Genomic DNA, 16,744 nt, shown 5'->3' on the forward strand with positions numbered 1-16,744 from the left:
CCGTCCCTGGCGCTCATCAAACCGGCACGGCTGGAAGACCTCGAAGTTGTCCCACACCCCGGTTGGTCAAGCAGCGACCAGCAGAAGATCGACGCCTACGTAAACCAGTTCGACCTGCTCAACGACAGAAAGCGCACCCCGTTGGAGGCCCCCCGGTTCAAAGCTACCTACCGCTATCGCTGCCACGACTCACGCTGCAGAGGTCACCAGCAAGGCGTTCTCGACTGGGAACTCGTCACCTTCCAACGCCGTCTACGCCACCACACCGACAACGATCTGCGGCGGGCCATCATCGACAAATTCCTGCACGAGCTGTGTGCGCCGACCCGGGACACTGCGTTCTACGTCGGCAACCAGGCCAAGCGGGTCACCGCCTTCAGCATCCTCGGCGTCTACTGGCCCCCGAAGTCCTGACCAGCCGATCCTGAGCCGCCTGGAGCACCACATCTCGGTGGCAGTGCCGCTGGTCCGCCTCGAAGCACAGTACGGCCACCAGTTCACGCAGGCCCGCCTCGGCGACGGCGTCCAAGGCGTCAACCGCGGCCGGCTCCCGGAGCTGTTCCGCAAAAAATGCGCGGGCCGCCGCCAACTCCTCAGGGGCTCCAGCAAACCCCGACCGGTTGGTCTTCGGGTTTCCCAGTTCACGCCGATGCTCGTAGCTGATACCGACGTCGCCGATTGCCCGGGACAGGGCCGACTTGCTGAACCCCGGCTTTCGGGAGATCGGGGTCAGGCGCACGTCGACCAGCCGGGCGACACCCATCGCGAGCATGTGGGCGACGAACCGGTCGATGGTCTGGCCCTCATAGCCCACACCGATCAGGCCTGGCTCGACGGTCGTCACGGCTACCATGCGGCTAGCCTTGCACATCTCCTCAGCGGATCTTGGCATCACCACCCATGGATCGACGCGTACCGCCCGACGGGCAGACGAGCTAACTAGTCACGCCTGCCGGCCGACGCCCGGCCGGACGGTGGCACCGGCACAGCCCCCGGCACCGGGCTGCCGACCGGCACCGGTGGCTCGCCGGAACCGGGAGCCCCGGTCGGACCGGGCGCCCCGGCGAAGTCTGTCGGCCCGGCGGATTCTGCGGGATCTGCGGGCCCGGTGTGGTCGGGGAGTCGGACCGAGAGCCGGCGTACGCCGGGATCGGCCAGCATGCCGAGCACCGCGACGAAGACGATCCCGGCGGCGACGAGCAGTGTCGACGTTTCGCCGATCTGCTCGGCCAGTGGACCGCTCGCGATCTGGCCGAGCGGGATCGCCAGGAACGAGCCGAGCGCGTCGTAGGAGTAGACCCGGGCGAGCCGGTCGGCGGGGATGTTCTGCTGCATCGAGGTCTCCCAGGCGACCGAGAACTGCTCGACGGCCAACCCGGCGACCACGGCGGCAACCAGGAGCACGGCGACCGACGGCACCCAGGCCAGCCCGAGCAGCAGTAACACGTCGGCGAACATGCAGAGCACGCCGAGCAGGAGCAGCCGGCGTACCCGGATCCGGAGGGCGACAAGCGCCCCGAGCACCATCCCGGCGGTCTGGGCGGCGAGCACCAGCCCCCAGGCGGTCCGGCCGATCGTCTCGTCCGCCACCACCGGGCCGAGCACGTTCACCGAGCTGACGTAGGCAAAGTTGATCAGGAGGAAGCCGAGTACCACCACCCAGACCCAGGAGCGGGCGACGAACTCGGTCCAACCCTCCCGCAGGTCCCGCAGCGGGTTGCCGCGTTCGGCAGCGACACGGCGGGCGACCGGCGCCACCCGTACTCCGGCGAAGGCGAGCCCGGCCAGCGCGAAGGTGGCGGCGTCCACCGCCAGGCCCCAGCCCGGTCCGACGCCGGCGACCAGCACGCCGCCGAGCGACGCGCCGCCGATCATCGCCGCGTTGGCGCCGAGCCGGTTGAGCGCGTTGGCCGACTGGAGCAGCTCGGCCGGCACGGTCTGCGGAACCAGCGCGGCAGCGGCTGGCCAGGCGAAGGCGGCCAGTACGCCGTTGAGGGCGCTGAGCGCGATCAGCGCCGGGATGGTCGCGGTGCCGGTCAGCACCAACGCCGCGACCGCCGCCTGGGTGGCGGCGGCGAGCGTGCAGGAGACCACCATCACCGCCTGCCGGGGCAGCCGGTCGGCCAGCACCCCGCCGAAGAGCAGGAAGAGCACGTGGGTAAGCGACCGCGCGCCGACCACCAGGCCGAGGTCGCGGACGCTGCCGGTGAGATCGAGTACGGCGAACGCCAGCGCGATCGGTGCGACCGCGTTGCCGAGCATGGTGGCGGCCCGCCCGATCGCCAGGAAGCGGAAGGGCCGGTGCCGCAGCGGCGCCAGCGCCGAATCGCGGGTACGCACCGAGTCGCGGATGGGCATGGCTCAGTCCTCCATCCGGAAGAGCGCGACGGTGGCGCTGACCCGGGAGGTGCCGGGTGTGCGCGGTGCTTTGGCGGCGGCGTGCAGCCGGGCCGACGCCTCGGCGATGGTGTTCCGGACCTCGTCCCAGGTGTCGTCGTCGACCCAGAACTCGGCGTCGGTGAGGAAGTTCCCCGGGCCGCGCCGGACCCGCTCGGCCCGGCGGCGCAGCTCGGTGGCGAGCGCGGCGTAGACCAGCCGGTGGTCCGGGGTGGTCTCGCCGTCGGCCGCTCCCGGCGCCGTCTCCGCATCCCGGCGCTGCTTCCAGTCGAAGTCGCGGGACGCGTCGTAGCGGTAGCGCTTGGCGACGCCGCCCCGGATCCGTTCCTCGCCGGCCACCTCGATCACCTCGGCGGCGAGCAGGTGCCGGAGGTGGTAGCTGGCGTTGGCGTGCGTCAGGTCCAGCTCGCGGGCGATCTCGGCGGCGGTGAACGCCGACGCGGTGAGCAGGGACAGGATCCGCAGCCGGACCGGGTGGGCCAGCGCCCGCAGTCGGGCGGTCGGGTCCGGCGCACCGTCGGCGGTGGTTGTGGCGTCGCCCTGAGGTCCGTCCGGGCCATCAACTCCCAAAGACATGTTGGGGAGTTTAGGCGACGACTCCCCAACTATCAAACATTTGTTTGGCGGTCATCGAGCCGCGCCAGTCACCCTGGCTTGGCACGCCCGATCCCCCACTTCGGGATCATGTCAGCGGTCGGGCGCCCGCACCTCGCCATGGTCCTCCCTGGTGAGCCTGGGTGAGCGCTGCGGACAACTCCGGATCGGCGTACGCCTCGGCGGTGTGCTGCCATTCGACGAGCATCTGCGCGACCGGGGTCATGTTGTTGACGGCGGCAGCGGCTCGGACGGTCTCGACGAACTCGGCGACCAGTTCGTCGACCGCGTCGGCCGGGAGGATCCGAATCCAGGGAAGCACCGAGTGCCGCAGCGCCCGTTCGCCGACGAGCCGGTCAGTTGCTCTGGTGGGTTGCTGGATCAGCTCCGTGAATGACGTTTCGTCTGCTGGCATGCTCACTTCTCCGAAGGTACGCGAGGTAGTCGCGCCGGCGGCGCGCGTGACGGGTCGGGTGTAACCGGCGATCTGGACACCGCCCTGCTACGCACGACACCTGCCCGCGCAGGGAAGCGGCCGACCGGTTACCGGTGGGAGGATGATTCTTGCCGAGTCACCGGAGGATGTGCTGCGACCATGGACGATGTCCGCTTTGACGTGCCGCTCTACACACAGGCCGAGGCCGCGCGTTACGTCGACATGCCCGCCTCCACGCTGCGGACGTGGACTCAGGGTTATCCGCGCCGAACGGGTCAGCAGCGTGCCGTCACCGGCGCTCACTCCGAGGCCGAAGTGATCATCAGAGCCCGCCCCGTTGTCACCTACCTCTCGCCTCCCCATCCGTCGGATCCGTCCGTCCCCTTCATCGGTCTCGCCGAGGCGATGTTCCTCTCCGCGCTCCGCAAGGCGGGGGTGCCACTGCAACAGATCAGACCTGCGCTGACCCTCGTGCAGGAGCGGCTCGGAGTCGCGCACGCCCTGGCCTCACGACGCCTCTACGCCGCCGGTGCACAACTGCTGTGGGAGGTGTCCGAGGAGGGAGAACTCGACTCGGGCGCACGCCGCGCCCTGATCGTCCTGCGTGACGGCCAATACGTCTTCCGAGAGGTCATCGAGCGGTACCTCAAGCGCATCGAGTACGCCAATGACGGATACGCGCACCGGGTCAGGCTGCCCGCCTACGAGGTGGCGCGGGTCGTCGCCGACCCGGAGATCAACTTTGGCCATCCGTTCTTCGTCGCCACGGGCGCACCTATCCAGGCGGTGCTGGCGCGGATCCGTGCGGGCGAGCCACTGGCCGAGGTGGCAGACGACTTCGACCTTCCCGCCGACCAGGTTGCCGAAGTAGCGGATCGAGCGAACCTACAAGCGGCATGAGTGAACTGCGCCTCTTCCTTGATCGCAGTATCGGCACCAAGAAGATCGCCAGGGTCCTTCGCGAACTGGGCCTCGACGTCGAGACGATTCAGGACCGCTATGGCAGGGCGGCGAGCACGGTGCCCGACGAACGCTGGATACACGACGCCAGCCGCGACGGCCGGATCCTAGTAGGAGCAGACCAACGAATAAGGTACAACCGCCTCGAACGCCGGACGATCTGCCTGTCCTCAGCCCGCTGCTTCACGTTCCCGCGTGGCGACCTGAGTGCCGTCGAGATGATAGACCGCCTCACGCGCTACCTACCGGAGATCGAACGCATCTGTACCGAGACCGAAGGCCCCTTCGTCTATCACCTGACCGCCGGAGCGGTCGTCGCCATGCGCCTCGACTGCGCCGACTGCCTGCCGTAGATGGCCGCGACTGCGACTCCGTCCGCCGCATCTGGAGCGCCTCTGCTGTCCGGGGCGGCACCGACCCCGGAGTCATTCAGTCCTCTGCCGGGATGTCCTGTCGATACTGGAGTTCGTGCAGGTGGCTGCCCTTGATCAGGATCGACAGCTCGACCGGACGGCCGGACTCGTCCCGGATGACGCGGAACTGACGGATGACCGGGACGTACGGCGGCAGCGCCAGTGCCTCGATCTCCTCGGTGGTGGGCATCCTCGCGGAAATCCGGTCGTGCAGATCCCGCGGCCGATAGCCGTTGTCCGCCAGTACCCGGGCGGCGCCACCAACGATCTTTCGGCGCCCGGCCAGCTCCGTACCCCTGGCAATCACCGCCGGATAGTACGACCAGGAGACCTCGACCGGCTCGTTGTCGTGCAACAACAGCCGTTGTCGCACGACGGCCAGTTGGTCGCTGGATGGTCGCGGTTGCCGCCTGATACGACGTGACCAGGGTCGGGATGGACGGCAACCGAGTGCCGGGCGGGAACTCGCCCGACATGATCCGGGCACGGATGTCGGCTGCTACCTGCTCGTGACGGGGCCGTGCGTCACCCACGCTGGCCACGACGGCCCTCCGTTTCATCGTCGGTCGATCGACAATTCATAACGTAGCCGGCGGCCCCACGGAACCATCGTCATCACGCTTACCTCGACCGGCCGTCCGTCGGCGGTCTTCGACAGCCGGCTCAGCCCCAGTACCCATTCATGATCACTCAAGCCGAGTGTCTCCCGTTCCGTCTCGCTCGGCCGCCGGGCGTACACGTCCTCCCGCACCTGGACGGGTAGGTGACCCAGCTCGCCGAGGAGGGTGATCGCACCGCCCTTGATCTTGCGAGGTTCGGCAAGCGCGGTTCCCTGTGCGATCGGCAACGGGTAGTAGGAGTCGGTCAGTTCGACCGGCCGCCCGTCGAACAACATCAACCGACGACGCACGACAGCGTGAGATCCGACGCCGATTTCCAGGGCTTCCGCTATCTCCGCCTCGGGGACGATCTCACCCACGTTCAGTAGGCGCTGACTGCCGACCCCGCCTTTCGCCACGGCCTCCGCGCCCAGGCGTCCGAGTCCTCGCTCGACCGCGGCGTCAGGTACGGGGTCGAGATGCTGATCCACTCCGAACCTTCCATGACCGACTCCTTGGTGGATCGGGCGACAACGGGGCCGGACACCCGCCTCAGACTAGGCCCATTCCTCGAGGCTGAGGCGGGGTCCGGACCGACTATTCGTGGGGCGACTCGCCGGACACCACGGAACCGGAGACCACGGAAAGTGCGGGCATGAAGCTGACACCGTTGAGCCTTCCGGTCGAGCCGACGATGTACCCCGACGGCCGGGTTGGCCTCCGATTTCGTCGATGGTAAGCGGGTTGCTCGTCCCTGACCCGCCCTCGGGATTCGCCCTTCCGGCCGGTACGTCGGCAAGGACGACAAGAGGTGATGACCCAGTCCGGTAGAGTAGGGCGACCCGTAGGATTCCGGACGTGTCCGATCTTGCAGCGCGGTTCGCCCAGCTCGCTTCCGAGCACGACTTCCGAAAGAGAGCGGCGACCGCGCTCGTCGTGCGCTGGGATTGGTACACCTGGCCGGGCCTTGATCTTCGTCCGTTGCACTTCGAACGGGACCTGCTCAAGGCTGGCCGCCGGTTGGACACCCGACCGCCGGTGGATCGGGATGTTTTGCGCATCGGGTTCGACGGCGAGGGCCGCGCGGTGGTGATCGAGGAGTACAGCGGCTTCCTTCACGGCCGCCTGTACTACGAGGCGTTCGTCCGCCATGACGGCGACGTGGTCGAGGCGGCGCGCTTCGATACGGACGGGCCCATCTACCTGCACGAGTACCGCTTCGTGGACGGGTTGATGCGCTCGGCCGATACGGTCGCGCGGCGCGGCTCGGGGCGGGAGTCGTACGCATACACCAATGGGCGGATCAGCCGCGTCGAGATCGAGCACGACGGCCGGGCGCCTTCGGTGCTGACGGCAGAGCACGACGACCGCGGCCTGGTCCGCGTCGTCGAGGTCATGAGCCGTCGGTCCGAGGTGCGCTATGAGCGGCCGCCGGCCGGATTCGACCTCGAAGCGGCGTGCCGGACCATCGAGGATGCACTCCTCACCCTGATCCCGGACGCCGTGGCACGCCTGGCGGTTGACGGCCCCGCCGCCTGCGTCGCGCTGAGCTACTACCGATCGGACGCGCTGTCCTTCGAGGTCCACGGAGCCACTGAGGACGAGCGCGCCGCCCTGGCGGCGATCGACGCCCAGGCAGCATGGTCGCCGGCCGACTTCGAGGCCAGTACCGACGTCGACCTCGACGACGCAGGACCGGTGCGGCTGGTACGACAGGAACTCGCCCTACTCGACGCCGACAACCTCGATGCCGCCGCCGGATCCGAGGTGGGCCGGCGACTGTTGTGCACGGTGGCGGCTCGACTCAACCTCCGCGACTGGTCGGACACGCTGCCAGTCGCCGACGACTTCGTGGTGTACCCCGTCGACCTTGAGCTGGTCGACCTGGAGCGGAACCTGGCCGACTGCCTGCCGCCGGACCGGCTCGCCCGGCTACGCGAGCGCGGCCTGCTGTGACCAACCCTTGCCACGCCCCGACCGCAACCTCGACAGACAGGTGGTCGGGGCGTCAGGGCCGGTCAAAGGTGCCGGATTTCGAGGCGGCGACGAATGCCCGCCAAGTGCCGGGCGAGAAGCAGAGGACCGCTGCTTCGGGGCGCTTGGAGTCACGGACCGCGACCAGGCCGGTGGCCGCCGCGACCTCCACGCAGTCATTGTTTCCACCACCGCTGGATCGGCTGCTCTTGCGCCAGGTCAGAGTCCGTACGTCCATGGTTGCCGGCCTTTCTCAGAGCGCGTCCCTCGCCTTAACGATCAACTCCCGCGACTCCTCGACACTTACCGCCGTCGCCCGCAGGTAGTCAAAGGCAAGGGTAAACCTCCTCACCTCCTCGGCGCCCTCGACGTTGACGTCACCGGCCGGCGTCTCGACGAAGGCGGTCGGCGGGTGCAGCGGGAAGGACATGATCGTGAACGCACCGTTCAGCCCGGCGTGCCAGACCGCCTGCTGCCGCAAGACCTGGATGGCGACGTTGCCGCGCGGTGCGAGCAGGTGGTCGAGCTGCGCCTTGAGCACGTCGGGTCCACCGATCCGGCGGTGCAGCAGCGACTCGTCCAGGACCGCCCAGAGCGCCAGTGAGTCGTCGGCGAGGCGACGCTGCCGGGCGAGTCGGGCCTCGACCAGCCGTTCGACCTCCTCGGGCGTCCGCCCGCGACCGGCCGGCTCGCCCCGGAAGGTCGCCCGCGCGTACTCCTCGGTCTGCAACAGCCCGTTGACGGTGCCCCAGGACCAGGCACGCAGCTCGGACGCCTCTGCCTCGAAGGCGATATACGAACTCAACCAACTGCCGATGACCTCGCGGTAGTCCTCCCACCAGCCGCGCTTGCGGGACTCCCGGGCCAGCCGCCAGTACTGCTCCTTCACCTCCAGTTCGGTGATGCCGTAGCAGTCGAGCATCAGGAACAGGTCACCCTTGCTCACGCCGGTCTGCGCCAACTCGATCCGGGAGATCTTGCCCTGCGAGCAGCCGAGTGCCTCACCCACCTGGTCGGCGCTGAGCTTCGCCGCCAGCCGCAGCCGCTTCAGCTCGATGCCAAGCTGCCGACCCCGCACCGTCGGCGTCCGCCGTTCCCGCTTCTCTGGCATCCACACAGCTTCATGTATGGGCAGGCTCAGATCAATAGCACGAACACTTACAGCAAGGGTTGTGTCACTGAGAATTCCATGCTTACATGTCGATAGTGATGTGCATGATGCACATTGATGATGACGCACTGACCCGACAGTGCGGCACTGTCCAGTCGGGACGGGCGTACGCAGCCTCGACACAGGACCGTGGGACAACGCCAGGCCGTACGGCAATACGGTCATGCACCGTCACCTGGTCCGCTGCCGTACGCCCGCCTCCGACCGGCGACGAGAGGCGGGCCGATGACCATCTACCTGTCCAGCAGCCTTGCCGAGCGGGACGCGGCCGATGCGCGGGCCGCCTACGACATGCTCGACGCACACGTACTCGACCGGGAGACCGGGCTCTGCCTGGTCTGTCTGACACCCGGTCCGTGCCGACCGGCCAACGCTGCGGCGAACCGCCTCGTCGAGTTGGGGCGACAGGTCCTGGCGCCCGAAGCCCGAAAGCGCCGGTCAAGCGGCTGGCACGACTGGCTCGGCGCACTCCGACGATCCCTGCCGCGTACCGCGCCGCTGCTGACCGCCGCCTGGCGGCGTCGCCTCGGAACGACGGCCACCGCCGCGAAGACGTGACTGCCCGGCTGCCCGAGATCCGGATCGGCGACATCCTGGAGGTCGCCGAAGGCTACTACTGCTTCGGCCTCGGTCGACTGGTCCTGGAGGTCGTCGAGCTGGGCCGCCGGGAACGACACACCGACGGCACCTTCCGAGGCGACCGGACTGGGCCTGCGCCGGCTGCGGCGACGACTGGCCCTGCCCCGACCAGCAGGCACGATTCCTCATCAACTACCGGCACAACCGGCTGGCGCTGCTCAGCCACCTCGGCAGGTACGCGGCACTCGCGGCCACCGACCTGCCCGATCTACCTCCGGAGGAGATCCGTACCCGCTTCCTGGGTTGGTGTGCCGGACCAGCCTGACCTGGCGACGGCAGGCCCGTCCAGCGGTGGGCGAGGTTCAGCGTTCGAGGATGGCTACCACGCCCTGGCCGCCGGCCGCGCAGATGGAGATCAGCCCGCGTCCCGAGCCGCGCTCGGCGAGCAGCTTGGCCAGGGTCGCCACGATCCGGCCGCCGGTCGCCGCGAACGGGTGGCCGGCGGCCAGCGACGAGCCGTTGACGTTCAGCTTCGCCGGGTCGACGGTGCCGAGTGGAGCGTCCAGGCCCAGCCTGTCCTTGCAGAACTCCGGCGACTCCCAGGCCGCCAGGGTGGCCAGCACCTGCGAGGCGAACGCCTCGTGGATCTCGAAGTAGTCGAAGTCGGCCAGCGTCAGCCCGGTCCGGGCGAGCAGCCGGGGCACGGCGTACGCGGGTGCCATCAGCAGCCCCTCGTCGCCGTGTACGAAGTCGACGGCGGCGGTCGTCGAGGCGCCGAACCAGGCCAGTACCGGCAGGTTGTGCGCCTTGGCCCACTCCTCGGAGGCGAGCAGCACGGTCGACGCCCCGTCGGTCAGCGGTGACGAGTTGCCGGCGGTCATGCTGGCCTGCTCGGCGTCCGGCCCACGGGTGCCGAAGACCGGCTTGAGCCGGCCGAGCTTCTCCACGCTGGTGTCCGGGCGGAGGTTCTGGTCGCGGGTCAGCCCGAGGTACGGCGTGACCAGGTCGTCGAAGAAGCCCCGGTCGTACGCGGCGGCGAGCCGCTGGTGCGAACGGACCGCGAGTTCGTCCTGGGCCTGCCGGTCGACGTTCCAGCGCCGGGCGGTGACCGCCGCGTGCTCACCCATCGACAGTCCGGTACGCGGCTCGGCGTTGCGCGGGATCTCCGGCCGGAACGGCTGGGCCGGGCGCAGCCGGGTGGCGGCGCGCAGCCGCCCGCCGAGCGTCCGGGCGGCGTTGATCTCCAGCAGTGTGCGCCGCATCTCCTCGTTGACGGCCAGCGGCGCGTCCGAGGTGGTGTCCACGCCACCGGCGACGCCGACGTCGATCTGCCCGAGTGCGATCTTGTTGGCGACCAGGATCGCCGCCTCCAGGCCGGTGCCGCAGGCCTGCTGGAGGTCGTACGCCGGGGTGTGCGGGTCGAGCCGGGAGCCGAGTACCACCTCGCGGGTGAGGTTGAAGTCCCGGGAGTGCTTGAGCACCGCACCGGCGGCCACCTCGCCGAGCCGCTCACCGGCCAGGCCGAACCGGGCGATCAACCCGTCCAGGGCGGCGGTCAGCATGTCCTGGTTGGACGCCCTGGCGTACCGGCCGTTCGAGCGGGCGAACGGGATCCGGTTGCCGCCGAGGACCGCGACGCGACGTACGGCTACGGGTTCCATGGTGACGCCTCCAGAACGCAGGGTTGTTCCTACCTTACCCGCGAGTAGGCTGACCACCGTCTCCGTCGCCGTCGGGGCCGACCAGCAGCCACAGGTAGTCGCAGCCGGTCCGGTTCGCGATCTGCTTCGCGACCTCGATGTGTCGGCGGGGCAGGGTGCCCTCCATCTCCCAGAGCCTCCACGTCGCCGCAGGTAGGCCGCACTCTCGTGCCGCCTCCTTGACGTTCCAGCCCATCCGCAGGCGTACGAGTGCGAGTCGAGCGGCGAACGTCGACGTATCGACGGTCCACCCTGTCGTGGGCGCAACAGCAGTAGTCGTCATGACGGACAGCTTACAGGCTTTGACACAGCGCGCAAGGAATCGGGCACAAAGCTGTCCTTGACACAGGTCTACCCATCGCCTAGCGTTCTGTCCATGACACAGCTTCCTGACCTCCTAACGGTAGCCGAGGTCGCCGAGGCGGCCCGGGTCAGCGACGAGACCGTCCATCGCTGGGCCCGCGAGGGCAAGCTGCCGCACATCAAGCTGCCGTCCGGCCTGAAGCGGTTCCCCCGCGACGGCGTGGAGGCGATGCTGCGCGGCGAGCAGCCGGCCGGATCGGTCGACGCGGCATGAAGACCACCCAGTACGTACGGCAGGAGCGCGCCATCTCGGCCGCCGACTCGGGAGGCATCCGGGAGCGGTGGTTGTGGGGCCTGCGGCTCCTGCGCGATCCGGAAGCCATGTCGTCGGAGAAGTCACTTCGGCACGGCGTCGCGGATCAGCTCATCGCGGCGGCCGGCAAGGACGCCCGGGGTCGGAACCGGCTCGGCGAGCAAGAGATTCAGCGCCGCCTGCGGTGCGCTCGGGCCTACAAGACGGAGGCCGAAATCCGTGCGGCGCTCACGGATTTCGGGACCTGGGACGAGCTGGCTCGCGCCGGGTTCCCGGCCTACGAGGCGCCGGAGGGTGAGCCGCCGGCCGACCACCGGACCGAGGCCGAGCGGGAGCGCGACGCCGCTCGGGCGCTGCTCGACCTGATCGGCGAACAGGGTGCGCTGTTCCCCGCGAGCGACTTCGAGCCGACGACCACGCCGCTGAAGGACCTGAAGGCGTACGCGGACGAGATGGAAGAGCTGACCGGGCGGTTCGTGGAGCGGGACCGGAAGCGGCGCGCGTACCTGGACAGCTTGATCGCGGCGGTTGACGGCGATCTGGGCGCGACGTGGCAGGAGGCGCAAGAGCGCCTGGACTCCAAGGCAGCCGCGTGAACGCCCGGGGCACCCGCCGTCCGCGCGGCCGGTCCACCCGCAGCCGGGGCTGGAACATCCGCCAGTCGCCGATGCCCGGGTGGAACTCGCCCGCCGGCCCGCCGCCGGCCAGTCCGGTCCCCGGCACCGGTAGCGGCTGCCGCCGCTCGGCCGCCGTCGTCATCGCCGTGATGTTTGTGCTGCTGGTCGCGCCGGGCGTGGCCATCACCGCCGCCGCATACCTGATCTGACCCCGCCACCCCGAAGGAGTAGCGCGCCGTGTACCAGGCCATCGGACCGATCACCGCTCGTCTGCTGGTCGAGCACGGCGACCGGGCCGAGTCCTGCGCCGCCTGGTGGCCGCCGCGTCTGCACCCCGCGTACGCCCGTCCGGCCGCTGACGGCTGGCACTGCGGGCGCCCGTACTCCCCGGCCGGTCCGTCCATCGAGTTCGCCGCTCGTCAGTCACCGGACCGGTCGGGGTCCACCGTCGCGGCGACCGCCGCCGCCTGAAGGAGAAGCCGTGTTCGCACCGTGGATCGCGCTGGTCCTGGCCGCCGTGTACGTCGTCGCCGGCATCGTCGCCATCCGGAACCGGAACCGGCCGGAGATCGAGGCGCGGGCACTGGCCGTCGCGCTGCCGCTGGCCGCCGTGTCGGCCGTGCACTACGCGATGGCGGCGGCGTGGCTGTCGGCCGTGCTGATCGCCGGAGTCGCCGTCGTGGACGCCGTGTTCCTCATCCGTGCTCGGCGCCGGGCGTACGCCCGCGAGCTGGAGCAGATCCGCAACCGCTGACGCAAGACGGTCCGGGCGCTCTGACCCGCCCGGACCGCGACCCCCAACCCTCCCTACGAAAGGACCGGGGACATGCCCGAGACCGTACCGCAGACGCCGGCCGAGGTCCGCGCCGACCAGATCCAGCCCGGCGCGATCCTGCCGCTGGCGATGAGTGGCGGGCGCAACCTCGCCGAGGTCGTCGCCTGCACCCCGTACACCGACTCCGACGGCGCGCACATGGCCGCTCTGACCGCGACTCCGGTCGGCGGCGGTGAGCCGCAGATCCTGCGGTTCCGGGCCGGCGCGAAGCTGGCCGTGGCGACCGACGCCGAGGTGAAGGCCGCGAGCCTCGCCCCCCGGTCCGCGCTGTTCGACGTGGTCCGCGCTGGGATCGACGCCGGGCTGCCGATCCCGGACATGATCAGCATGCCGAGCAACAACACCATTTTCAAGCTGCACTTCGCCGACGACAGCCCCCTGATGGTCGACGCGTGGGCGGCCCACCTGGGCATGCCGGACGCGGCCCGGTCGGGCCACGTAGTCAAGGGTGCCGGCTTCCGCGACTTCGAGCCGTACGAGTCGAACTCCCGCAACTGTTCGGGCCTGCGGGGCTGGGCCGTGAACATCGACACGTTCATGACGGTCGAGCCGGAGACGGCCGAGACGTCCACCGGGGATTCCTCCCCCTCGGTGGCTGGCGCGGCGGGTGGGACGGGCCCGGCCGCGCCGTCCGGGCCGGAGGTGCCAGCCTCCGGCCCGGACACCAACGCCGTGGAGTGGCCCGGCGAGCGCCCGGCCGAGCCCGGCGAGGTGTGCACGTGCGGCCGGCCGGCGACCACCGTCTTCCTCGGTAGCCAGTTCGGCGACACCGGATGGTGCGGCATGCCGCAGTCGGCCGACGACGTGTGCCCGTGGTGCGGTGAGAAGCACGTCGGCCGCTGCCCGAAGTACAAGCTCCGGCCGGACGCGCCGGTAGATGAGACGGCCGCCGAGGGTGCGAGGGACGACGACACGGCCTCGGTGGATGCGACGGCGACCGACCCCGAGCGGGTCGACGGGCGGACCTCCCTGCCCGTCCGAGCCGACGCAGTCCCGGCGGCGCCCAGGGGGATGGGCGCCGCCGGGATCACCCCCGACGCTGATGAGCGTGCCGTGTTCGACCGGGTCACCGGGGCCGCACTGCGTACCGAGGTAGACGACGACGGCCGGTGCCCCGGGTGCGGGCACGAGGCCGAGCACCTGCTCGACGCGGGATGCGTGGCGCGGCCCGGTGGACAGATGGGTATGGGCCGCTGCGGCTGCAAGCACCGTGCCGGGATCACCCCTCGGCCGTCGTACGACGCGAACCCGACCCTGCTGACCCGCCCCGGCTACTCGATGGACCAGGCGTACGCCGAGTACGCCACCCACCTCGACGGCTGGGCGCCGGGCTGGTACCGCGACGACCAGCGCCGGATGGCGCCGGGCCTGGCCCGCGAGGCGCAGGCCCGCCGCGAGGCCGAGCAGAACGGCGCGGACCAGTGATCTGGGTCGCGGTCGGTCTCATCGTCGTCGGCGTGCAGGCCCTGATCATCGGCCTGTTCCACGGCGCCCGGAAGACCAACCGGGAGGCGGAGCGGGGCGAGCCCGCCCGCCGCCCGGCGGCCCCGGACCTGTCCGACACGCTCGCCGCCCGGATCGCGCAGGCCGACCAGATCGCCGCCGCCGGTGCCGCCGAGCTGGACGCGGTCGACGCGCACCTGGCCACCGCGATCCGCGACGTGCCGCCGGCCGGGATCGCCGCCCTGGCGCCTGACTCCTTCGAGGCCGACCTCGCCGCCGTCATCCGCCAGGCCGAGTCCATCACCCGCTACGCGTCCGGCGACACCTCCGACCTCCCGATCATCCCTGGAGACCAGTCATGACCTACCTGATCACCGCCGCACTCGGCCTGGCCGCCGTCGCCATCCTCGCCGGCATGGTTTGGTTCATCGCCCGCGACGGCGGCGAGCCGGAGCACCCGGGCGCGGACGACGACTACGCGACCGAGGTCCACGAGATGGCCGTCGCCGGGCCGGCGCACGCCGAGCCGCTGACCGCCGAGACGCCGGCGGTGTACGTGAGCCGGCACCACGAGGACACCGTCGAGATCGTCACCGGCGAGTACCGGCCGCTGTACTCCCGCGCGTTCGCCGCTGCGGTCGGCTGTGAAGAGTTCGGGGCGGCCCGATGATCGCCCGGGAGCCGCTCGACCTGACGCGGGTCGATGAGCTGCTGGGGCTGCTTTCCGGTGCCGACCTCGCCACGCGGGGGTACGTCGCGGACAAGCTCGCCGCCGAGGTGCCCGCGCTGGTCGCCGAGCTACGGGCGCTGCAGGCCAAGCGGGACCGGCGCCACCTGATGGGCATCGCCGAGCGGCTGCGAGCCGAGCGAGACGGCCTCACCGCCGAGGTCCGGCTGGCGTGGGGCGAGGTCGAGCGCCTGCGGGCGATGGTGCGCCGGGTCATCGCGCTGACGAGGACCACCGACGGCGACGAACTGAGCCCGGATGCAGAGATCCCGGTCGGCGAGCTGTACCGGGTGCTCTACGTCGAGCCCGGCGCCGCGCTGCCCGAGCGGACCGCCGTACCGGGCGAACCGCTGCCGCCGATCCCCGACAGCGCGCACCCGGCCGACGCAACCCCGCTGGACACCCCCGAGGCCGTCGACCGGGAGCTGCGCCGGCTCGCCGCCGAGACCGGCGAGCCGTACGAGATCGTCCGCGACCTCTACGACGCGATGGTTGCGTGCGGCGAAGAGCACCTGATCGAGCGCGACCAGCACGAGCTGTCGCTGGCCGAGTTCAGCACCCTCGACCAGGACGGCAAGCGGTGGTGGGTGCTGCGCGGCCCGTCCGGCGCGATCTCGCTGACCGCCGCCGTCGTGCCCGCCGGCACCAAGCTGCCGCGACTGAGCACCGCGATGATGGTCCGCGACCGCGACGGCAGCGCGCTGTTCCCGGACTGCTTCACCGCCCACCGGCCCGGTGACGACCGGGAGTGCCCGGCGCTGCCCGGCGGCTGCGACGCCGACGGCGACGCGATCTCCGGTGCCGCGAAGGTGCTGGAGTCGTGGGCCGCGACCGGCAACGACGACGACGTGATCCGGGACGCGCTGGTCGACGTCTACCGGCGTGAGCTGCTCGGCGGTGACCGGTGAGTCCGGAAACCCTGGCCGCGCTGCGCGAGCTGGTGAAGGCGGCGGCCATCGCGGAGAAGCGGCACCCGAACTGCGGCGCGTTCGGCCACATCCGACACGCACTGAGCTGCCTCCCGCCGGAGCTGCGGGTCCAGGTCGGCGAGATGCCGGCGCACGAAGAGGACGACCGGGAGGACGGTCGCGCCGAGGTCCGCCGGCTGACTGCCGAGAACATCGAGCTTCGCCGCCGGCTCGCCGAGGCGCGCGGTACGCAGCTCGACCTGTTCGGGCCGATCGGCGGTGACCGGTGATCTCGACGCTCGCGGCCACGCTCGCCGCCGCCGAGGACACCGGGTCCGTCGTCGCCCTGGTCGGCTGCGTGCCGCTGTTCGTGATCGGCCTCTTCGTCTTCCAGCTCTGGGACAGCAACCGGGGTGATCGGCGATGACCGCCGTTGAGCTGCTGCCCGCCGCCGAGGCCACCCCGGACAATCCGCGCTGGCACGAGCTGCGCCGGGCCGGGGTCACCGCGTCCGAGGTCGCCGCGCTGGTCGGCATCAGCCCGTGGGACTCGGCGTTCTCGCTCTACCACCGGAAGGCCAACGGCTGGGAGGTAGAGGACAACGAGGACCTGTCCAACGGTCGCCGCTGCGAGCCGGTCATCGCAGAGTGGTGGGCGGACACCCACCCGGACGCGGTCGTGTGTCCAGCCGGCCTGTACGCCAGCCAAGCCCGACCGTGGCAGCTCGCCACCCCGGACCGACTGGTGCACATGGCCTGCCCGTGCTGTGACGGAT

At 70.5% G+C, this 16,744-nt stretch carries 25 protein-coding genes and 2 pseudogenes; 17 read left to right on the forward strand and 10 right to left on the reverse strand.

The window, feature by feature from the left end; genetic code table 11:
• Positions 1–414, forward strand: a pseudogene (locus tag O7626_RS40970) (hypothetical protein); the annotation flags it as partial.
• On the opposite strand, the gene O7626_RS40975 reads toward O7626_RS40970, so the two are convergent.
• The 4 genes from O7626_RS40975 to O7626_RS40990 all read right to left on the reverse strand — a co-directional run bounded on the left by O7626_RS40975 (position 377) and on the right by O7626_RS40990 (position 3,406).
• Positions 377–844, reverse strand: a complete 468-nt coding sequence (locus tag O7626_RS40975; RefSeq protein WP_278064961.1) for a DUF488 domain-containing protein — start codon at positions 842–844, stop codon at positions 377–379. The pseudogene O7626_RS40970 and the gene O7626_RS40975 overlap by 38 nt on opposite strands.
• A gap of 95 nt (positions 845–939) precedes the next feature.
• Complete coding sequence (locus O7626_RS40980; protein WP_278064962.1) at positions 940–2,358, reverse strand: MFS transporter; 1,419 nt, start codon at positions 2,356–2,358, stop codon at positions 940–942.
• A 3-nt stretch (positions 2,359–2,361) separates the two neighbouring features.
• Entirely contained in the window at positions 2,362–2,973 is a 612-nt protein-coding gene (locus O7626_RS40985) for a helix-turn-helix domain-containing protein (RefSeq protein WP_278064963.1), read from the reverse strand.
• Between the two features lie 106 nt (positions 2,974–3,079).
• Positions 3,080–3,406 carry a hypothetical protein gene (locus O7626_RS40990; protein ID WP_278064964.1) on the reverse strand — a complete coding sequence of 109 codons (327 nt, stop codon included), beginning with the start codon at positions 3,404–3,406 and terminating at the stop codon, positions 3,080–3,082.
• 180 nt (positions 3,407–3,586) lie between these two features.
• Here O7626_RS40990 and O7626_RS40995 point away from each other — a divergent pair, with 180 nt between their 5' ends.
• A complete protein-coding gene (locus O7626_RS40995) occupies positions 3,587–4,327 on the forward strand; it encodes a DUF433 domain-containing protein (protein ID WP_278064965.1) in 741 nt (246 codons plus the stop codon).
• Positions 4,324–4,740: a hypothetical protein gene (locus O7626_RS41000; RefSeq protein ID WP_278064966.1), complete on the forward strand. Its 417-nt coding sequence runs from the start codon at positions 4,324–4,326 to the stop codon at positions 4,738–4,740. Before O7626_RS40995 ends, O7626_RS41000 begins: the two co-directional genes overlap by 4 nt.
• Before the next feature lie 76 nt (positions 4,741–4,816).
• On the opposite strand, the pseudogene O7626_RS41005 reads toward O7626_RS41000, so the two are convergent.
• Together O7626_RS41005 and O7626_RS41015 are read right to left on the reverse strand one after the other, a co-directional pair.
• A pseudogene (locus tag O7626_RS41005) lies at positions 4,817–5,342 on the reverse strand (UTRA domain-containing protein).
• Positions 5,343–5,356: 14 nt separating this feature from the next.
• Positions 5,357–5,890, reverse strand: coding sequence for a UTRA domain-containing protein (locus tag O7626_RS41015; RefSeq protein WP_278064968.1), 534 nt, complete (start codon positions 5,888–5,890; stop codon positions 5,357–5,359).
• A 529-nt stretch (positions 5,891–6,419) separates the two neighbouring features.
• Here O7626_RS41015 and O7626_RS41020 point away from each other — a divergent pair.
• Positions 6,420–7,355 (forward strand): hypothetical protein, encoded by a 936-nt coding sequence (locus tag O7626_RS41020; RefSeq protein ID WP_278064969.1) that lies wholly within the window; start codon positions 6,420–6,422, stop codon positions 7,353–7,355.
• 52 nt (positions 7,356–7,407) lie between these two features.
• Here the strand turns inward: O7626_RS41020 and O7626_RS41025 are convergent, their stop codons facing one another.
• Both O7626_RS41025 and O7626_RS41030 read right to left on the reverse strand, forming a co-directional pair.
• A complete protein-coding gene (locus O7626_RS41025) occupies positions 7,408–7,611 on the reverse strand; it encodes a DUF397 domain-containing protein (protein WP_278064970.1) in 204 nt (67 codons plus the stop codon).
• Positions 7,612–7,626: 15 nt separating this feature from the next.
• Positions 7,627–8,484 carry a helix-turn-helix transcriptional regulator gene (locus O7626_RS41030; protein WP_278064971.1) on the reverse strand — a complete coding sequence of 286 codons (858 nt, stop codon included), beginning with the start codon at positions 8,482–8,484 and terminating at the stop codon, positions 7,627–7,629.
• Positions 8,485–8,769: 285 nt separating this feature from the next.
• Here O7626_RS41030 and O7626_RS41035 point away from each other — a divergent pair, with 285 nt between their 5' ends.
• Positions 8,770–9,102, forward strand: coding sequence for a hypothetical protein (locus O7626_RS41035; RefSeq protein ID WP_278064972.1), 333 nt, complete (start codon positions 8,770–8,772; stop codon positions 9,100–9,102).
• 383 nt (positions 9,103–9,485) lie between these two features.
• Here O7626_RS41035 and O7626_RS41040 read toward each other — a convergent pair whose 3' ends face one another.
• Together O7626_RS41040 and O7626_RS41045 are read right to left on the reverse strand one after the other, a co-directional pair.
• Positions 9,486–10,784 (reverse strand): acetyl-CoA C-acetyltransferase, encoded by a 1,299-nt coding sequence (locus tag O7626_RS41040; protein WP_278064973.1) that lies wholly within the window; start codon positions 10,782–10,784, stop codon positions 9,486–9,488.
• 34 nt (positions 10,785–10,818) lie between these two features.
• A complete protein-coding gene (locus O7626_RS41045) occupies positions 10,819–11,106 on the reverse strand; it encodes a hypothetical protein (RefSeq protein WP_278066753.1) in 288 nt (95 codons plus the stop codon).
• 93 nt (positions 11,107–11,199) lie between these two features.
• On the opposite strand from O7626_RS41045, the gene O7626_RS41050 reads away from it, so the two are divergent.
• From O7626_RS41050 to O7626_RS41105, 12 genes are all read left to right on the forward strand, one after another.
• A complete protein-coding gene (locus tag O7626_RS41050; protein ID WP_278058101.1) occupies positions 11,200–11,400 on the forward strand; it encodes a helix-turn-helix domain-containing protein in 201 nt (66 codons plus the stop codon).
• Positions 11,397–12,035, forward strand: coding sequence for a hypothetical protein (locus O7626_RS41055; RefSeq protein WP_278058103.1), 639 nt, complete (start codon positions 11,397–11,399; stop codon positions 12,033–12,035). The genes O7626_RS41050 and O7626_RS41055 overlap by 4 nt, the downstream gene beginning before the upstream one ends.
• Positions 12,032–12,265 carry a hypothetical protein gene (locus O7626_RS41060; protein WP_278058104.1) on the forward strand — a complete coding sequence of 78 codons (234 nt, stop codon included), beginning with the start codon at positions 12,032–12,034 and terminating at the stop codon, positions 12,263–12,265. Before O7626_RS41055 ends, O7626_RS41060 begins: the two co-directional genes overlap by 4 nt.
• A gap of 28 nt (positions 12,266–12,293) precedes the next feature.
• Positions 12,294–12,527, forward strand: a complete 234-nt coding sequence (locus O7626_RS41065; protein WP_278058106.1) for a hypothetical protein — start codon at positions 12,294–12,296, stop codon at positions 12,525–12,527.
• A gap of 10 nt (positions 12,528–12,537) precedes the next feature.
• Positions 12,538–12,810 (forward strand): hypothetical protein, encoded by a 273-nt coding sequence (locus O7626_RS41070; protein WP_278058108.1) that lies wholly within the window; start codon positions 12,538–12,540, stop codon positions 12,808–12,810.
• 72 nt (positions 12,811–12,882) lie between these two features.
• Positions 12,883–14,316, forward strand: coding sequence for a hypothetical protein (locus tag O7626_RS41075; RefSeq protein WP_278058110.1), 1,434 nt, complete (start codon positions 12,883–12,885; stop codon positions 14,314–14,316).
• Entirely contained in the window at positions 14,313–14,696 is a 384-nt protein-coding gene (locus tag O7626_RS41080) for a hypothetical protein (protein WP_278058112.1), read from the forward strand. The genes O7626_RS41075 and O7626_RS41080 overlap by 4 nt, the downstream gene beginning before the upstream one ends.
• On the forward strand, positions 14,693–15,004 hold the full coding sequence (locus tag O7626_RS41085) for a hypothetical protein (RefSeq protein ID WP_278058114.1): 312 nt from the start codon (positions 14,693–14,695) through the stop codon (positions 15,002–15,004). Before O7626_RS41080 ends, O7626_RS41085 begins: the two co-directional genes overlap by 4 nt.
• Positions 15,001–15,969 (forward strand): hypothetical protein, encoded by a 969-nt coding sequence (locus O7626_RS41090; RefSeq protein ID WP_278058116.1) that lies wholly within the window; start codon positions 15,001–15,003, stop codon positions 15,967–15,969. Before O7626_RS41085 ends, O7626_RS41090 begins: the two co-directional genes overlap by 4 nt.
• Positions 15,966–16,259 carry a hypothetical protein gene (locus O7626_RS41095; protein ID WP_278058118.1) on the forward strand — a complete coding sequence of 98 codons (294 nt, stop codon included), beginning with the start codon at positions 15,966–15,968 and terminating at the stop codon, positions 16,257–16,259. Before O7626_RS41090 ends, O7626_RS41095 begins: the two co-directional genes overlap by 4 nt.
• On the forward strand, positions 16,256–16,396 hold the full coding sequence (locus O7626_RS41100; RefSeq protein ID WP_278058120.1) for a hypothetical protein: 141 nt from the start codon (positions 16,256–16,258) through the stop codon (positions 16,394–16,396). The genes O7626_RS41095 and O7626_RS41100 overlap by 4 nt, the downstream gene beginning before the upstream one ends.
• On the forward strand, positions 16,393–16,744 hold a 352-nt coding region (locus O7626_RS41105), incomplete at its 3' end, for a YqaJ viral recombinase family protein (protein WP_278066754.1). The genes O7626_RS41100 and O7626_RS41105, both read left to right, overlap by 4 nt.

It is taken from the genome of Micromonospora sp. WMMD1102 (assembly GCF_029626265.1).
Taxonomy (GTDB): Bacteria; Actinomycetota; Actinomycetes; order Mycobacteriales; family Micromonosporaceae; genus Plantactinospora.

Excerpts from the sequence above, each read along its gene's own strand:
- O7626_RS41035 (WP_278064972.1), top strand. The coding sequence starts at position 8,770 with ATGACCATCTACCTGTCCAGCAGCCTTGCCGAGCGGGACGCGGCCGAT.
- O7626_RS41025 (WP_278064970.1), bottom strand. The coding sequence starts at position 7,611 with ATGGACGTACGGACTCTGACCTGGCGCAAGAGCAGCCGATCCAGCGGT.
- O7626_RS41085 (WP_278058114.1), top strand. The coding sequence starts at position 14,693 with ATGACCTACCTGATCACCGCCGCACTCGGCCTGGCCGCCGTCGCCATC.
- O7626_RS40980 (WP_278064962.1), bottom strand. The coding sequence starts at position 2,358 with ATGCCCATCCGCGACTCGGTGCGTACCCGCGATTCGGCGCTGGCGCCG.
- O7626_RS41040 (WP_278064973.1), bottom strand. The coding sequence starts at position 10,784 with ATGGAACCCGTAGCCGTACGTCGCGTCGCGGTCCTCGGCGGCAACCGG.
- O7626_RS41000 (WP_278064966.1), top strand. The coding sequence starts at position 4,324 with ATGAGTGAACTGCGCCTCTTCCTTGATCGCAGTATCGGCACCAAGAAG.
- O7626_RS40995 (WP_278064965.1), top strand. The coding sequence starts at position 3,587 with ATGGACGATGTCCGCTTTGACGTGCCGCTCTACACACAGGCCGAGGCC.
- O7626_RS40985 (WP_278064963.1), bottom strand. The coding sequence starts at position 2,973 with ATGTCTTTGGGAGTTGATGGCCCGGACGGACCTCAGGGCGACGCCACA.
- O7626_RS40990 (WP_278064964.1), bottom strand. The coding sequence starts at position 3,406 with ATGCCAGCAGACGAAACGTCATTCACGGAGCTGATCCAGCAACCCACC.
- O7626_RS41045 (WP_278066753.1), bottom strand. The coding sequence starts at position 11,106 with ATGACGACTACTGCTGTTGCGCCCACGACAGGGTGGACCGTCGATACG.
- O7626_RS41030 (WP_278064971.1), bottom strand. The coding sequence starts at position 8,484 with ATGCCAGAGAAGCGGGAACGGCGGACGCCGACGGTGCGGGGTCGGCAG.
- O7626_RS41055 (WP_278058103.1), top strand. The coding sequence starts at position 11,397 with ATGAAGACCACCCAGTACGTACGGCAGGAGCGCGCCATCTCGGCCGCC.
- O7626_RS41075 (WP_278058110.1), top strand. The coding sequence starts at position 12,883 with ATGCCCGAGACCGTACCGCAGACGCCGGCCGAGGTCCGCGCCGACCAG.
- O7626_RS41090 (WP_278058116.1), top strand. The coding sequence starts at position 15,001 with ATGATCGCCCGGGAGCCGCTCGACCTGACGCGGGTCGATGAGCTGCTG.
- O7626_RS41050 (WP_278058101.1), top strand. The coding sequence starts at position 11,200 with ATGACACAGCTTCCTGACCTCCTAACGGTAGCCGAGGTCGCCGAGGCG.